This window comes from Fimbriimonadaceae bacterium (assembly GCA_019454125.1).
Taxonomy (GTDB): Bacteria; Armatimonadota; Fimbriimonadia; order Fimbriimonadales; family Fimbriimonadaceae; genus JALHNM01.
Map to the genome: position 1 here is coordinate 667,886 of CP075365.1, position 15,832 is coordinate 683,717.

The following is a 15,832-nucleotide window of genomic DNA, read 5'->3' on the forward strand; positions in this document are numbered from 1 at the left end:
GGGATTTGGGCTCAAGAGTTCGAGTGATCCTCCAATGATGGCAATATGGCCTTCCCGAACCCGCTTTACCAAGTGGTCGAGGACACGGTCCTCGCTGCCACCGAAGCCCACCGACAAGGTCGGTTCGCGGAAGCCGAGGCCCAATACCGAGCTGCCCTCGACACGGCCCCCGGCCACGCCCGGGCCACCCAGTACCTCGGAGTCTTGCTGCTCCAGACCGGCCGCGTCGACGAAGGGCTCTCGCACCTGGAGAGCGCCCTCGTCGCCACGCCGGACGACCCGGAACTGCTCCTGAACTTGGGCAACGCCTATCGCGAGTCCAACCTGCTCGACAAGGCCGAACGCGTCTTGCGCCGGGCTGTCCTGAGCGCGAACACCTGGGGGCTGGCGCACATGAATCTGGGAAGCACCTTGCTGGCCTTGGGCGACGTGACCGGAGCGCAGGGCCATCTGCGCCAAGCGGTCGCGCTCGACCCCCAGAACATGGACGCCCGGTCCAGCCTCATCCTTTCTTGCCTTTACCGCGACGAGACTGCGGCGGAATCGGAGCAGATCGCCAGGGCGACTTGGCCCTCGAGCCCGCCCGAGCGGCCCCGACGAGAAGACCGCGAGCTCCGCACGATCGGATACGTCAGCGGCGACTTGGGCGAGCACCCGGTCGGGTTCTTCCTGGAGCCGGTGCTCCGCGCCCATGACCGCGACCGGTACCGCATCGTTCTCTTCGCGAACCAAACCAACCGCGACGCCCAGACCGCGACCCTCAGCTGGCTCGCCGACGACACGGTTTCGGTCGTGACCGTCTCTGACGAGCGCTTTGCCGAGGTGGTCGCGGAGGCCCGTGTGGACGCCCTCATCGACCTTTCCGGCCACACCGCCAAGAGCCGCCTGAGCGTCTTTGCGCGTCGAGTCGCCCCTGTCCAGTTCACCTGGCTCGGGTTCTCGGGGACAACGGGCCTCGCCGCCTTCGACGGCATCCTGGCCGACACGGTCGTGGCTCCTCCCGGTTCGGAGCCGCAGTACGCCGAGCCGGTCCGACGTTTATCGCACAGCTTCACCTGCGTGCCATTCGAGCGGTTCGTCGCGCCCGAGCACATCGCCCCCGTGACGATGAACGGCGCGGTCACGTTTGGCTGCTTCAATAACATTGCGAAGCTCAGCCAGCGCGTCATCCGGCTCTGGGCCAAGATCCTGGGCGAGTGCCGCGGTTCGCGGCTTGTCCTGAAGTGTCCGGCCTACGCGAACGAGTCCGCCCGCCGCAGGGTCATGGACGCGCTGCGCGAAGAGTGCGTGCACCCGAGCCGCGTCGCCTTCATGGGGCCGACCAGCCGCGAAGACCATCTGGCCGCCTTTGGCGAGATCGACGTCATGTTGGACTCGCTGCCCTATACGGGTGCGACCACGACGGTCGAGTCGCTGGCCATGGGCGTTCCCGTGGTCACCCGGGCAGGCACGCTCTATAGCCAGCGGATGTCCGCCTCGATCCTGACCACGGCCGGCCTGGCTGAATGGGTCGCCCAGGACGATCAGGGCTATATCGACGTCGCCCTCAAGCTCGCGGCCGAGGCGATGGCTGGTGGGTTCGACCGCCAAGCCTTGCGCGACCGCGTCGAGCACTCGCCCCTGGGCGACGCCCACACGTTCGCCAGGGCGATCGAGGGGCTGTGCGAACTCGCCTGGAAGGAGGCGCCCGTCCGATGAGCAGCCTCCGGCGGCGGCTCGCCCACCAAAGGTCGCACGGCCAGACCGACCACCGCGCCCTGTTCCAAATCGCCACGGCCGCCCACCTCGAGGGGCGGCTGGCCGAAGCAGAGGCCGGCTACCTCCGAATCCTTTCGGCCGAGCCGAACCACGCCAAGGCGAGCCAGTACCTTGGGGCGCTTCTCTTCCAGACCGGGCGGGAGACGGACGGCACCAATCTTCTGGAGGCTGCCGTCGAGTCGCACCCGGACGACGCAGAGGCGCTCACCAACCTGGCTAACGTCTACCGCATGCAGGCGAGGTATGCCGAAGCGGTCGCGCTCCTCGAGCGTGCCGTGCGGATCGAGCCGGGCCTTCCTGCCGTCCACATCAATCTCGCGCCGTGCCTGCGCTCCCTGGGGCGCCTGGACGAGGCTCTCGCCGCGGGGCACGAGGCGGTCCGCCTCCAGCCCGATTCGCCTTCGGCCCACAACGCCTTGGCCAGCTGCCTACTTTGGGCCGGGTTCGTGGAAGAAGCGGTGGCACACCTGGACGAGACCCTGCGTCTCGCTCCGGACTTCGCCGAGGCCTCGCAGGTGCGGCTCTTCGCCCTCCTGAACAGCGGGGAATGGACGGCCGAGCGCATCGCCGAAGAAGCCCGCACCTATGGGGCGCGGTTCCGCCCCGTGCCCGCCTCCGTGCCAGACCGACCGCTGAAGTCGGTCGCGTTTCTCTCCGGCGATTTCCGCCGCCATCCCGTGGGGCTCTTCCTCGCCCCGATGCTGGAACAGATGGGCATGGGTCTGCGCATCGTCGCCCTTTCTACCGGGCAGGTCCAGGACGAAGTGACGGAACGGATCGCCGCCGCGTGTGACGCGTGGCACGATGTCCGCTCCTTGCGGACGGCCGATCTGGTCGCGCTGGCCCGGTCCGAGGGCGTCGACGTCCTCGTCGACCTCGCCGGTTACACCGGCGACAACCGTGCCGACGCGGTCGCCGCTCGGATGGCCCCGGTCCAAGTCTCTTGGCTCGGCTACTCCGGCTCGACCGGGCTTCCGACGATGGACTGGGTGTTCGCGGACGACACGGTCGTGCCTCCGGGCCATGAAGGACAGTACACCGAGCGCGTCTTCCGTCTTCCCAGCTTCCTCAGCTTCGACCCCGCCTCCGTGCCCGGCGAGGCCACCGAGCCGCCCATGGTGCGCGAAGGGTGCGTCACGTTTGGATCGTTCAACAGCTGCACGAAGATCGGCCCCGCGGCGATCCACCTGTGGGCGGAGACTTTGCGCGCCGTCCCCGGATCGCGGATCCTTTTGAAAGACCAGCGCTTCTCGTCCGGGATCGCCATGGAGCGGGTCTTGGGCGAGTTCCAGTCCGCCGGTATCGGGCGCGAGCGGGTGGACTTCCTCCCGGGACTCTCGTTCGAAAAGCACCTGGAGGCGTTCTCCAAGATCGACGTCGCCCTGGACACGACCCCTTATGGCGGCGCGACCACGACGCTCGAGGCGCTCGCGATGGGCGTGCCCGTCGTCTCCCTCACGGGTGATCGGTATGTAAGCCTCATGTCCGCTTCGATCCTCGAGCGGGCCGGTTGCGGGGAGTGGGTCTCCGACTCTCCCGCCGGGTATGTCGAGACGGCGAAAGGCCTGGTCGCGGACGCCGCCCGACTCAGCGAGGTCCGGTGCGGCCTTAGGCGGCGCCTGTGCGCCTGCCCCCTCACGGACATCGCTTCCTATGCGGCCTCTTTCGAAGCCGCCCTCAAGACGGTTTGGACCGAATCCCGCACCCAGGAAACCCATGGATAAGTTGGCAAAGCGCGCAATGAAGGCGGTCGGCCCGCGACAGGCCCCTCCCTCCCTCGTCGAGAAAGGGCTTGCCCGGCTCCAGGCCGGAGACGCCCTTGGGGCCTCCGGCTTCCTCAGCCAAGCCGTCGAGGCGGATCCGAACGACGCGCGGGCGCTGCGGCTCCTCGGCACCGCCGCCTTGCACCTCGGGCGGCCCGACCAGGCCCGCCACCTGCTTTCGCGGTCCGTCGAGATCGACCCGGACAGCTTTGACGCCTACTGCAACCTGGGGAGTGCCTACATGGCCCTCCAGCAGCCGCGCGAATCGCTCGGCGCGTGCGACCGCGCCCTTGAACTGAACCCCGACTCTCCGGACGCGCACTACAACACGGGCAACGTCCACCTTGCCCTGGGCGATTCGGCAAGCGCGGTCGGCTGCTACCGCCGGGCGCTCAGTCTTCGGCCGGGTTGGCCCGTCGCGCTCATCAACCTGGGCGTCGCGCTCATGGGGCTTGGCCGCTATGGCGACGCCCTGGGTGTCCTCGACGAGGGCATCGGACTCGCTCCCGCCCACCCGAAGGCTCACCTGAACCGGGGGGCGGCGCTACGCATGCTCGGCCGGATCGAAGAGGCGCAGGCCGCATTCCAACAAGCCGAACGGCTTGACCCAAGTTATCTTGGTGCGAAGACGAACCTCTCCGGCCTCTACCGGGACATCGGCGACATCGCGGCCGCGACCCTCTATGCCGAGGCCGCCGTGAACCTGGATCCGACCGACCCCGAGGCGTTGAACGCCCGCGGGAACGCGCGGCTCATGCAAGGCGACTCGGAAGGGGCCTTGGCTGACTTCCGCACCGCGCGCGACAAGGCTGCGGACCGGCCCGACTACGGCAGCAACCTTGTGCTCGCCACCCACTACTCGTCCGAGGTTGACGGGGCGCGGGTCGCCCGCGAGGCGATCCGCTGGGCTACGCGGCACACCCCGCGCTTCCAGCAAGCCCCTCCTGCACGCGGGCCGATACGGCGCATCGGGTTCGTTTCCGGCGACTTCTGCGAACACCCGGTCGGGCTCTTCTTCGAGCCACTCTTGAACCACCTCGCGCGACGCTACGAGGTCGTCCTCTTTGGGAACGAAGTGGTCCAAGACCGCCGCACGGAGCGGCTACGGGCGGCCACCAGTCTTTGGTCGGACCTGACCGGTCTCAACGCGGCAGACGCGGCCGACGTCGTCCGCTCGGAGGAGATCGACGTCCTCATCGACCTGAGCGGCCACACCCGTTCGGGACGGCTCGACCTTTTCGCCTTGCGCCCCGCACCGATGCAGTTCACTTGGCTCGGTTTCTCGGGCACGACTGGCATGAGCCAGTTCGACGGCATCCTGGTCGACCGGCACCTGGTGCCTTTCGACCAAGAGAACGACTACAGCGAGCCGGTCTTGCGCTTGCCGGACAGCTTCCTTTGCGCCCCGAACTTCGCCGACTATCCGTGGGAAGGCGCCGCGCCTTCGCCGGAAGGGCCGGTGGTCTTTGGCTGTCTGAACTCCCCTGCAAAGGCGTCCGAACCGTACGTGCAGGCGGTGGCCCAGATCGTTGGGGCCGTGCCGGACGCAAAGCTCCGACTGAAGAACACGTTCTTTGGCGACGCCCTGGTAGCCTCCCGGTTCCTCGCGCTCTTCGAGCGTCACGGCATTGGGCCGGAGCGGATCGAAGTCGTCGGCAAACTGGCCCGGCCCGAGCACTGGCGAGCCTTGGCCGCGATCGATGTGGCGCTCGACCCTTTCCCCTATAACGGCGCGACGACAACGGTCGAGTGCTTGACCGCCGGGCTTCCACTGGTCACCCTTTCCGGCGACCGGTACTCGGCTCGTATGGGCGCGAGCCTGCTCGCGGCGGCGGGTCTATCGGGAACGGCCGTCGAAACAGTCGAGGACTATATCGCGAGCGCCGTCTCGCTCGGCAGGGACGTGGCGCAGGTACGGACCGGTCGCGAGGAGCGCCGCCACGCCTTTTTGGCCTCGCCGCTCCACGATGATGCCCGCTTCTCCGCAGGGTTCATCGACGTCCTCGAAGAGGCTTGGACGGGGCTCGCGACCCAAGCCGCATGAGGTTCGACTACCGCAAAGCCTACGAGTCGGGGCAGTACCAAGCGGTCGAAGAGGCGCTCTGGGGCCTATCAGAGGATGCGGACGCCCTCCACGTCTTGGGGCTCTCACGCTTCGCCCGGGGCCAGTTCCCGGAGGCGGTGGAAGCGTTGAGCCGCGCCTTCAGCGCCGATCCCACTAACCTGGAAGTCCGCACGAACCTTGCCATCGCCTTGCGCCGGGCGGGTTCGGGAGAGGCCGCCCGCGAACTCCTGCTCGAGGTCGAGGCAGCCTCTCCGCGCGACGCCCGGTATTGGAACGCGCTTGCGGCCCTTTACCTGGACGGGTCCGCGTGGCTCCCGGCCCGAGAGGCACTGGAGCAGGCGGTGTCGGTCCAACCCGACCATCCGGAGGCGAACGCCAATCTGGCGATTGCGGCCCTGGCCCTCGGGGACTGGTCGAGCGCCTCGCAGGGAGCGCGGGCGGCGACGGCCCTCGCCCCCGAGTCCGCGACGGCTTGGACCGTCCTCGGGCGCGTCCATTTTGCCGCTGGCGAGGTCGAGGAAGGCTTGCGTTGCCTGGAGCTGGCCCACCAACTTGACCCGGACTCCGGCGAGGCGGCGAGCTACCTCTTGCTTCGGGCTGCGGCCTCACCGGACTGGTCGCCCGAGCGCCTCCGCGCCCTTGCCGAAAAGGTTCGGCCGGCCGAGCGCCCGCGTCCCCCTTCCGCTCGCCGCGGCGGTCTTAAGGTCGGCTTTGTCTCCGGCGACCTTCTCCGGCACCCGGTCGGCCTCTTTCTGTTGCCTGTCCTGCGGCACGCAGCGGCGGGAGTCGAGGTCGTCTCCTACGCGAACCAGGCGCGGTCCGACGAGGTCACCGACGAGCTCCGCACCTACGCCCACCAGTGGCGCGACATCTGGCGCCGAGGGCCGCAGGAGGTCTCCGCGCTGATCGAGGCGGACGGGATCGACGTCCTGGTCGACCTATCGGGACATTCGAGCGGCAACCGTCTGGACGTCTTCGCTTTACGGCCCGCCCCCCTCCAGGTGGCGTGGCTCGGCTATTCCGGGACGACCGGTCTCTCGGCGATGGACTTCGTCCTCTTGGATCCGACCGTCGCCGCTGGCGACGTCCGTGGACACTACACGGAATCGATCTTGAAGCTGCCGCACAGCCTCTTTTGCATGCCGAAGCCGGGCGACGCCCCTCCTCCCAACCCGGGTGGCGAAGGGCCGCCAAGGTTCGGGGTTTTCAACAACCCCGCGAAATTCAGCCAGGGATGCGGACAGGCTTGGGGCGAGGTCTTGCGCAGGGTCGAGCACTCGCGGCTGCTCATCAAAGGCCCGCACTTCCATGACCCAGGACTGGCGCGGCGCTTCAAGGCGCGTCTCCGGCGGCTTGGAGTCGATCCTTCGCGCGTCGACTTGGAGGGCTACACCGACCGGGCCGATCATTGGCGGTCGATCCAGTCGGTGGACGTCGCTCTGGATACGTTCCCCTATGGCGGGGCGACGACCACCACCGACTGTCTTTGGGCCGGCGTGCCGGTCGTGACCCTGATCGGCGATCGTTACACCTCCAGGATGGGGGCCAGTATCGTTCGCGCGGCGGGCCATCCGGAATGGGTGGCGGAAGACGACGCCGACTATGTCAATAAGGCAGGGGATCTCGTGGCAGACCGCAGAAAGCTTGCGGCCACACGCCTTGCGCTTCCCGAGGAAGTCGCCTCCTCGCCCTTGGCAGACGAAGCCGGCTTCGCGGCGGCTTTCTGGGGCCTTGTGCAAGAACTCGCGGGCCGCGACCAAGCAGCCTAGTCGAAACGCCAGAAGGCCCCGGCTGGGAGAACCCGACCGGGGCTACTGGGAAATGTCCCTTTGAAGCGGACCCGCTTACCTGAGCAGCGAGAGGACGCTCTGAGGCGCGCTGTTCGCCTGCGCGAGCATCGAGAGGCCCGACTGCTGCAGGATCTGAAGGCGCGTGTAGTTGGTCATTTCCTGGGCGATGTCGATGTCCGCGATACTCGAGAGCGTCGAGTTCAGGTTTTCCTTGGCGACGCCGAGCGAACGGACGTTCGATTCGATCGTGTTGCTCATGAAGGAGCCGATCGTGGCCCGGCCGCTGCTGACCGTCTGGATCGCCGCGTCGATGGCGTCCAAGGCGCTCGTCATGGTCGAACCGGTGATGTCGAGTGCGTTGATGCCGAGAGTGGCCGCAGAGAAGTTGGTGAGGTTGAGCCGCGCCGTCTGGTCGCCATTGGCGCCGATTTGGAAGCTGCTCTGCCCCGCCGTGACCTGGATGACCCCGGTCTGGGCGCCGGCCGTGCCGTTGCCCGTCTCGGTGAGGACGATCTGGTTGCCAGCCGTGTCCTTCAGGGTGAGGCCGGAGCCGCTGCTGAAGGTGACGGTGGCGCCGTTGTAGGTGACGCTCGCGACCGCGTCGACACCCGCGTCGCTGGCCGAACCGGCGCCGGTCTGGATGAGGCCGGCGGTCACGGTGGTCAGGTTGATCGTCTGGTCGCTGCCGAAGGACTTGGAGCGCATTTTGATCGCGCCGCCCGCACCGGTGTACTCGGCGACGACGCCCGTTTGGTCTGAAGCGCTGTTGATCTTGTCCACCAGGTTGGCGACGGTCTCGCCAGTCTTCGTCGTGAAGGCGTACCCGTTGACCGAGAAGTTGCCTGCGGCGACCGTGGTGGAAGAAGTGGCGTACGTCTGCGAACCCGTGATCGTGGCCTGCTCGCCGACGGTGGAGACCGTGATCGAGACTGCGCCGTTGGTGGTCATGGCGGCGCCGTCGAAGGTGCCGGTGAAGTTGACGCTCTTCACGCGGTCCGGGTTGTTGACGGTGCCGAAGGCGCCCGCGGAGCCGTCCAGCAGCTTGCGGTTGCCGAAAGTCGTGGTCGACGAGATGCGGTTGATCGAGTCGACGATGTTGTTGAGCTGGGTCTGGTTCGCCTGCTTCTGGGTGGCGTCGACGGACGCGTTACCGTTGGCGACAGCGAGAGCGCGGGCGTCGCGAAGCAGCTTGCTGACTTCGTCGAGTGCGCCGTCGGCGGTCTTTGCGTAGTTGAGCGCGTCCTGGTTGTTGCGCAGGGCCGCGTCCATGCCGCTGATCTGGCGGCGGAAGTTCTCGGCGGCGATCAGGCCAGCCGGGTCGTCCGCGGCCGAGTTGATGCGTAAGCCGGTCGAGAGTCGCGTAATGGACTTGTTAGTCTCGGCACCGGTGGTGCTCAAGTTCCGAAAAGCGGACATCGCCGCAACGTTCGTGTTGATTCGAAACGACATAGTTCCTCCGTGAAGTCGCTATCAGTGGACGCTGGGCGAGCCCAACGGGCCTTCCTGGCCCTTCGTCCAAGGTCTGCATTCCGCCTCGGGCAGAAGCGGGAGGACAGCAGAGGTACCGGGGTTCCGGCAATCCCCCAGAATTACCGGGGTTCCGGGATGCAGGTACGGTTAAGCCCGTGAACCTCACCGAATACGCGGCCGAGAGGAAGCGGGCGGCCTACGAACGGCTCCGAGCGGGACTGGAGCCAGAGGAAGGTTTGTACGACCAGGCCCTGTTGCAGGAGGCCCGGACTCACGGCGAGCCCCGGGTCGGATCCACCACCTACACCCCCGATTCAATCCGGATGGAGTTCATCTACAGCGGGGCCGGGCAGACCCTTGTCTTCTCTGTCACCCTCCCTGCCCCCGAGCGGATCGTGTTCCTCCCGGTGCCGAAATGGGTGGTCGAGACCATTTGGCAGGGCGACGTGGACGGTTCCTACCACTTTGAGAGCCGGGCTCGCGAGTTGCTCGAAGAGTTCCGGGCCGAGACCGAACCCGGGTCGAACGATAAGTGGTTCGGGGCCCAACGCGCCAAACGGCGAGAGTGAGGTCCCTGGGAACCCTGCCGGGGTCGGGCTAACGTTCTCCCATGCGCACGATCGTCGCGACTTGGAAGGAGCCGGGACGGGTGGCGATCGAAGCCGCCCGCGACCGCGCCCGGCCCGGGTCGCTCTTGGCCGACTGCCTGGAGGCGGGCCTGGCCGCCGCCGAAGACGACCCGAGCCTGCTCGCGATCGGTCGGGGATCGTTCCCGAACAGCGACGGGGAACTGGAACTTGACGCCAGCATCATGGACGGCCGCGACCTGCGGGCCGGCGCCGTCTGCGCGATGCGGGGCGTGCTCCCCGCCATTACGGTCGCCCGTTGGGTCATGGAGCGCACACCCCACATCATGCTGGCCGGGGACCAAGCCCGGCGCTTCGCCATCGAACAAGGGCTGCAACCCCAGAACCTGATGACGGAGGAGAGCGTGCGCCGCTATAACGAATGGCGGGAGAGCCCGGGGGTCGAGGACGAATACGTCCACAGCACCCACGACACCGTCACGATGCTCGGGTTGGAACAGCCGGGCCACCTCGTGGCGGCAAGCTCCACAAGCGGCTGGTCGTTCAAGATGCCGGGCCGGGTGGGAGACTCGCCCATCTTTGGGGCGGGGATTTATGCCGACGACGAACTGGGCGCGGCCGGGGCCACCGGTTGGGGAGAGGAGCTTTGGAAGGCCTGCTCCGCTTTCCGCACGGCCCAGGCGATGGGCCGGGGCCTCAGCCCGCAAGAAGCCTGTGAAGAGACCGTCGCCCACCTCCTGCGACGCCAACCGGAAAGCCGCTTGCGGCCCTGCGTCGTGCTCGCCCTCGGCCTGGACGGCAGCTTCGGCGCCGCCACGACGAACGGCGAGTTCGAACTCTGGGTGTGGCACGAGGGCAGCGACCCCGAGATGAAGGTCTACCGGGCTTCCGGTTCTTGACGTGGCAAGGCTCATCGGAACCGCGGGCCACGTCGACCACGGCAAGACGACCCTGATTCGGGCGTTGACCGGGATCGACGCGGACCGGCTCCCCGAAGAGAAGCGCCGGGGGCTGACCATCGACATCGGCTTCGCCTATATCGACCTCCCCCGGATTGGGAGGGTCTCCATCGTGGATGTCCCCGGTCACGAGAGGTTCCTCGCGAACATGCTCGTCGGGGCCTTGGGGGTCGATGTCGCCCTGCTCTGCGTAGCTGCGGACGAATCGGTCATGCCGCAGACCCGCGAACACCTCCAGATCCTTTCTCTGTTACCGGTCGAGCGGTTGGTGGTGGCCCTGACAAGGGCCGACCTCGTGGACGAGGAGATGGTGGCGCTTGCATCGGACGACGTTGAGGAGCTGCTTCGGCAGGGCCGCTTTGCTGGCTCACCGCTCGTGCCGGTCTCGGCCGTGACCGGCCAAGGACTGGACGCTTTGCGCGAGGCGCTGGCCCAAGCGCTCGACCGGGAGAAGGGCGAAGCGGAAGGCCCCTGGTACCTTCCCATCGACCGGGTCTTCACCGTGAAGGGGCACGGCAGGGTCGTCACGGGCACGCTGATGCGGGGCCGTGTGCACCCTGGGGAAGAAGCGCTGGTGCAACCCGGCGGCCTGCGTGTGCGGATCCGCCAGGTGCGGAGCCACGAGGAAACCCGGGAGGAAGCGGAGAAGGGCCAGCGGACCGCCCTCAACGTCTCCGGCCCGGAGGTCGAGCGCCTAGAGCGGGGCATGCTCTTGGGCGCCCCCGGCTCCGTGGCCGAGACCCTATGCCTCGATGCCCGCATGGAGTGGGTCGGGCAGGCCCGCCACGGCTCCCGCGTCCGGGTCTCGATCGGAGCGGACGAGGCCATGGCGCGGCTCTTCCTCAACGACGGCGACCCCGGCCTTGCCCAGTTGCGGTTCGAGCGTCCGGTCGGGGCGGCGCAGGGCCAGCCTTTGATCCTCCGGCGCTATAGCCCGCCGACTCTGCTGGGAGGGGGGCGGGTGCTGGTCGTGCAAGCCGAGAAGAGGCGGAAGAACGCCAAGGCCCTCGCCGCGAAAGGGGGATCGTTGCGCGATTCGGTGGTCGCGATCCTCACCCAGGCGGCGAGCGGAGCCCCGACCGAGGCGGTCTGCCGCGAGACGGGGCTCACCGCCCAAGCCCTGGGCGGCACCTTTGAGGACCTCCGAAGGGAAGGGGAGGCCCTGGGCTTCGCGGGGCTCTGGTTCACGCCGGAGACCTTCGCGGCCGCCACGGGGAAGCTGGCCGACGCGTTGCGGGCATTGCACGAGTCCGATCCACGGCGGCTTCTCTGGCCCCGGGAGGAGGCGGTGAAGCGGGCGAATCTGGGGTGGAGCGGCAAACCCCTCGACCGCATAGTCGCGAGCCTGGTCGAGAGCGCGCGTCTCCGGGGCGGGGGAAACCAGATCGGCCTGGCCGGCTTCCGGGTCGAACTGCCAGACAAGCAACGGGCGCTGCTCGACCGGGTCGCCCAGGCGCTGCAGGAGGGCGGGCCAAGCCCACTGCCAGCGGTCGAAGTCGCCGACCTCCTCAAGGTGCCGCGTCAGGCGGTGGAAGAAATCCTTCGGATCGGGGTGGCTTCGGGCGAGCTCGTCCGGGTCGGGGAGGGGCTCCACTATCCGGTCGGGGCCTTGGAGGAGTTCCGGCGCCGCGCCCAGGAATCGCTCGGCGCGGGACCGTTCGCCGCCTCGGCGTTCCGCGAGGCGCTGGGCACGACCCGCAAGTACGCAATCCCGATCTTGGAGGCTTTCGACGCCCGAGGTTGGACAGTAAGGCGTGGGGACGAGCGCGTCTTCGTGCGGACCGAGTCAAGTTGAAGCGGCCTGCCGCTCGTGCGTCCTCTTGGCCGCATTCCCGTGGCATAGTAAAGGGCGTTATGGGTCTAGCGATCACGCCCCAGGGGGGCCGCCAGTGAACGAGGTGGAGGCGCTGTCTTTCCTGGCGGGGGACTGGGTGTGCGAGCAGCACGGCGGGCTGTTCTATGAGACTTGGTCCGAGCCCGAGGGCGGCACCCTGCAGGGGCACGGGCGGCTCGTGGTCGGCGGCAAGACCACGTTCATGGAGTTCCTCGCGGTCGAGCCCGGCGAAGACGGACTGGTCATGCACATCCTGATCGGCAAACCCTCGAGAGGGACGCCGCGCCACGCCCGGTTCCTGCTGCAAAGTGCGGCGGGCAGGGAGGCCGTCTTCGTTCGGCTCGGTGGAGACCCGGACGATTTTCCCGCCCAGATCGCCTATTCCGACCGGGGCGGCCTCACCTGCCTCCTCACCGGTCGGGGCAAAGAGGAGACGTACGCTTTCCGCCGCTGCCCCTAAAGCGGCGGGTCCGCCCGTTCTGGCCCTTGCCGGAAGGCCGGTGCTTGGCTGCCCCAGGCTGAGGGGCAAAGGTTCAAGACGGGCGAAACCGAAGGAAAGGACCTAATTTTGCGGGGAAAGGGCACGGGACCCTTGCGTGGGCGGTTGAAGTGTGCCTATAATCGCCCTTGCCTCTGACCACAGGGGCAGCTCCTTGAAAGCTTTATAGGTGGTTGTGACGCAGCCGAAACGCGCGCGGTCTAGGGACCGCGCAATCAGCTCCAACACGGAGCTTGTGAACCCTGTTCACAAAAGTACCGTGAACGGACTGCTTCGAACGACGGCCTGAAGCCGGGTAAGACCGGCCAGAACGTTTTCTTCGGAGAGTTTGATCATGGCTCAGGACGAACGCTGGCGGCGTGCCTAAAACATGCAAGTCGAACGAGGGCTTCGGCCCTAGTGGCGAACGGCGGAGTAATACGTAAGCAACGTGCCCCTGTGTCTGGGATATACGGCCGAAAGGCCGGGCAATACCGGATGTGGCCGGTGAGAGGCATCTTTCACCGATCAAAGGTTTTTCGCGCGGGGAGCGGCTTACGAGCTATCAGCTAGTTGGTGGGGTAACGGCCTACCAAGGCGACGACGGCTAGGGGGTCTGAGAGGATGATCCCCCCGAGTGGGACTGAGACACGGCCCACACACCTACGGGTGGCAGCAGTTGGGAATCTTGCACAATGGGGGAAACCCTGATGCAGCGACGCCGCGTGGAGGATGAAGGATCTAGGTTCGTAAACTCCTTTTACCGGGAAAGACTTAGGACGGTACCCGGTGAATAAGCCCCGGCTAACTACGTGCCAGCAGCCGCGGTGATACGTAGGGGGCAAGCGTTGTCCGGATTTACTGGGCGTAAAGGGCGCGTAGGCGGCTGGTTAAGTGTGGTGTGAAATCCCCAGGGCTCAACCCGGGAACTGCACCGCATACTGGCTAGCTAGAGGGAGGCAGAGGTGAATGGAATTCCAGGTGTAGCGGTGACATGCATTGATATCTGGAGGAACACCCGTGGCGAAGGCGGTTCACTGGGCCTCTCCTGACGCTGAGGCGCGAAAGCGTGGGTAGCAAACAGAATTAGATACTCTGGTAGTCCACGCCCTAAACGATGGATGCTAGGCGTTGGGGGTATCGACCCCCCCAGTGCCGCAGCTAACGCATTAAGCATCCCGCCTGGGGAGTACGGCCGCAAGGTTGAAACTCAAATGAATTGACGGGGACCCGCACAAGCGGTGGAGCATGTGGTTTAATTCGATAATAACCGAAGAACCTTACCCAGGTTTGACATCGAGGGCAAGCCCCCGAAAAGGGGCCCTCGGCCACAAGCCGACCCAAAGACACCTGTTGCATGGCTGTCGTCAGCTCGTGCCGTGAGGTGTTTGGTTAAGTCCAGCAACGAGCGCAACCCTCGTCCTATGTTGCCAGCGGGTAAAGCCGGGAACTCGTGGGAGACCGCCGGTGTAAGCCGGAGGAAGGTGGGGATGACGTCAAGTCAGCATGGCGGTTACGCCTGGGGCTACACACATGCTACAATGGGCGCAACAAAGGGCAGCGATACCGCGAGGTGGAGCTAATCCCAAAAATACGCCCCCAGTTCAGATTGCAGTCTGCAACTCGACTGCATGAAGGTGGAATCGCTAGTAAACGCAGGTCAGATATACTGCGTTGAATACGTTCCCGGGTCTTGTACACACCGCCCGTCAAGTCACCCGAGTCGTCTGCACCCGAAGTCCGTGGCCTAACCGTAAGGAAGGAGCGGCCGAAGGTGCGGGGGGTGAGGGGGACTAAGTCGTAACAAGGTACCCGTACCGGAAGGTGTGGGTGGATCACCTCCTTAAAGAGCTAGAACTCGTGAGCCCCATTGGGGCAAGCACGGCACGCTCAGGTCGATGCTGCGTCCAACCATCTATAGAGCTTGGGAAGTGCCTAAAGGGCCTGACTGCAAAGTCGGGCCCTTTTCACATATCCAAGCAGGCTCTGGTTTCCTGTTGCCGATCGGGACTTAAGCCCCCCCCCCTGTCAATGAGAAGCATAATGCAGCTATGCCGATGTTTGGGAGCCGATGGTTCGAGCCCGCGATGGCGGGAGGGGCGTTCCTTGCAAGCATGACTCTGGCAACTTCAATTTGGTCTTCTAATCAGCCGCGACACTCCAGACAATCCGTCCACGGAAAGAACTTATCGCTTGATCACCTGGAAGGGCGAACAATGCCGAGTGGATCGAAACATCTTGAAGGACGAACCATTCACCTGCTTCCCTGCGGGTCGTGTCTCAGCGAATCGGTAGGGCAAAGACTATCGCCCAAGACTCAAGGACTCGCAATAATTATCGCCGGAAATGGTGCGGAGATACTAGTATCCAGGTGGAACGAAAAGTACAATGGCTCCTTCATAGCGGACGAAAACTACAAGGTTCTGCCAAAGGATTTTTACGACGAAGCGCCCTTAACATTAACTATCATTGGCGGGAAAGCTAGCTCAGTGAGGGCTGCGTTTGGTGAGTGATGCGAAGAGCTTCTACTTTGGCTGAGTTATTGACGGCCCTTACCATCATTCTCGTCCTAGCGAGCGTCATGTACCCGATAATGAGTGGAGCGAAGCGGGGCGCCGCGATCGGAACCAGCGTCCAAAATCTTCGCCAACTGTATGTTACAACGAAGCTATACGCGGGGGATTACGATGGCGACGAGAATGCCTTTCATTCATCCTATGCTATGGGTCTCCCGCCTGAAACCTATTGGTTGCCCGAAGGCGTTAAAAAGCACTGGGATATCCTGAAAAGTCCTTGCGGCGGGAATCAGTACATCGCGGACTTTACACAAGCCCGCATCAACGGTGCCATTACGTACGCATACGTGCTTTACGAAGCTAAATGGTTGGAAAGACCAGGGCTTAACGAATGGACAAAGGGGCATGCCATGGAGTATCGAGAGAACGCCGTGATGTACTTCGACATTTTTTGCAACGGTAATGAAGATATTGCCTCACCTTACGTTCCCAAAAGAGTGCTTTCTGTGCTCTTGTCGGGGCAAATCGTCAACAGAACTCGCACCGGCAATCCTATGCTTCTCGACCTTTACGCGGGTTCCCGACCTTAGCCCAAACTTACTCAAGATGAAA

The 15,832-nt window shown here is 65.5% G+C and carries 10 protein-coding genes and 1 rRNA gene; 10 read left to right on the plus strand and 1 reads right to left on the minus strand.

The window, feature by feature from the left end:
* Positions 1-45: 45 nt before the first annotated feature.
* From KF733_03265 to KF733_03280, 4 genes are read left to right on the plus strand one after another with little or no spacing between them, the layout of a single operon-like run.
* On the plus strand, positions 46-1,698 hold the full coding sequence (locus KF733_03265) for a tetratricopeptide repeat protein (protein ID QYK56504.1): 1,653 nt from the start codon (positions 46-48) through the stop codon (positions 1,696-1,698).
* Entirely contained in the window at positions 1,695-3,482 is a 1,788-nt protein-coding gene (locus KF733_03270; GenBank protein QYK56505.1) for a tetratricopeptide repeat protein, read from the plus strand. Before KF733_03265 ends, KF733_03270 begins: the two co-directional genes overlap by 4 nt.
* Positions 3,475-5,565 (plus strand): tetratricopeptide repeat protein, encoded by a 2,091-nt coding sequence (locus KF733_03275; GenBank protein ID QYK56506.1) that lies wholly within the window; start codon positions 3,475-3,477, stop codon positions 5,563-5,565. Before KF733_03270 ends, KF733_03275 begins: the two co-directional genes overlap by 8 nt.
* Positions 5,562-7,355, plus strand: coding sequence for a tetratricopeptide repeat protein (locus KF733_03280; protein QYK56507.1), 1,794 nt, complete (start codon positions 5,562-5,564; stop codon positions 7,353-7,355). The genes KF733_03275 and KF733_03280 overlap by 4 nt, the downstream gene beginning before the upstream one ends.
* 75 nt (positions 7,356-7,430) lie before the next feature.
* Here KF733_03280 and KF733_03285 read toward each other — a convergent pair whose 3' ends face one another.
* Complete coding sequence (locus KF733_03285) at positions 7,431-8,825, minus strand: hypothetical protein (GenBank protein ID QYK56508.1); 1,395 nt, start codon at positions 8,823-8,825, stop codon at positions 7,431-7,433.
* A gap of 176 nt (positions 8,826-9,001) precedes the next feature.
* Between KF733_03285 and KF733_03290 the strand changes: the two genes are divergently transcribed.
* The 6 genes from KF733_03290 to KF733_03315 all read left to right on the plus strand — a co-directional run bounded on the left by KF733_03290 (position 9,002) and on the right by KF733_03315 (position 15,810).
* Positions 9,002-9,415 (plus strand): hypothetical protein, encoded by a 414-nt coding sequence (locus KF733_03290; GenBank protein QYK56509.1) that lies wholly within the window; start codon positions 9,002-9,004, stop codon positions 9,413-9,415.
* 41 nt (positions 9,416-9,456) lie between these two features.
* Positions 9,457-10,332 (plus strand): N(4)-(beta-N-acetylglucosaminyl)-L-asparaginase, encoded by an 876-nt coding sequence (locus KF733_03295; protein QYK56510.1) that lies wholly within the window; start codon positions 9,457-9,459, stop codon positions 10,330-10,332.
* A 1-nt stretch (position 10,333) separates the two neighbouring features.
* Positions 10,334-12,187, plus strand: coding sequence for a selenocysteine-specific translation elongation factor (selB, locus tag KF733_03300; protein QYK56511.1), 1,854 nt, complete (start codon positions 10,334-10,336; stop codon positions 12,185-12,187).
* Between the two features lie 94 nt (positions 12,188-12,281).
* Positions 12,282-12,686 (plus strand): hypothetical protein, encoded by a 405-nt coding sequence (locus KF733_03305; GenBank protein QYK56512.1) that lies wholly within the window; start codon positions 12,282-12,284, stop codon positions 12,684-12,686.
* Positions 12,687-13,041: 355 nt separating this feature from the next.
* Positions 13,042-14,550, plus strand: a 16S ribosomal RNA gene (locus tag KF733_03310).
* 684 nt (positions 14,551-15,234) lie between these two features.
* Positions 15,235-15,810: a hypothetical protein gene (locus KF733_03315; protein QYK56513.1), complete on the plus strand. Its 576-nt coding sequence runs from the start codon at positions 15,235-15,237 to the stop codon at positions 15,808-15,810.
* Positions 15,811-15,832: the final 22 nt, after the last annotated feature.

Bases quoted from the DNA above. Each gene is read 5' to 3' on its own strand.
- KF733_03285 (QYK56508.1), bottom strand. From the start codon at position 8,825: ATGTCGTTTCGAATCAACACGAACGTTGCGGCGATGTCCGCTTTTCGG.
- KF733_03275 (QYK56506.1), top strand. From the start codon at position 3,475: ATGGATAAGTTGGCAAAGCGCGCAATGAAGGCGGTCGGCCCGCGACAG.
- KF733_03270 (QYK56505.1), top strand. From the start codon at position 1,695: ATGAGCAGCCTCCGGCGGCGGCTCGCCCACCAAAGGTCGCACGGCCAG.
- KF733_03265 (QYK56504.1), top strand. From the start codon at position 46: ATGGCCTTCCCGAACCCGCTTTACCAAGTGGTCGAGGACACGGTCCTC.
- KF733_03280 (QYK56507.1), top strand. From the start codon at position 5,562: ATGAGGTTCGACTACCGCAAAGCCTACGAGTCGGGGCAGTACCAAGCG.
- KF733_03295 (QYK56510.1), top strand. From the start codon at position 9,457: ATGCGCACGATCGTCGCGACTTGGAAGGAGCCGGGACGGGTGGCGATC.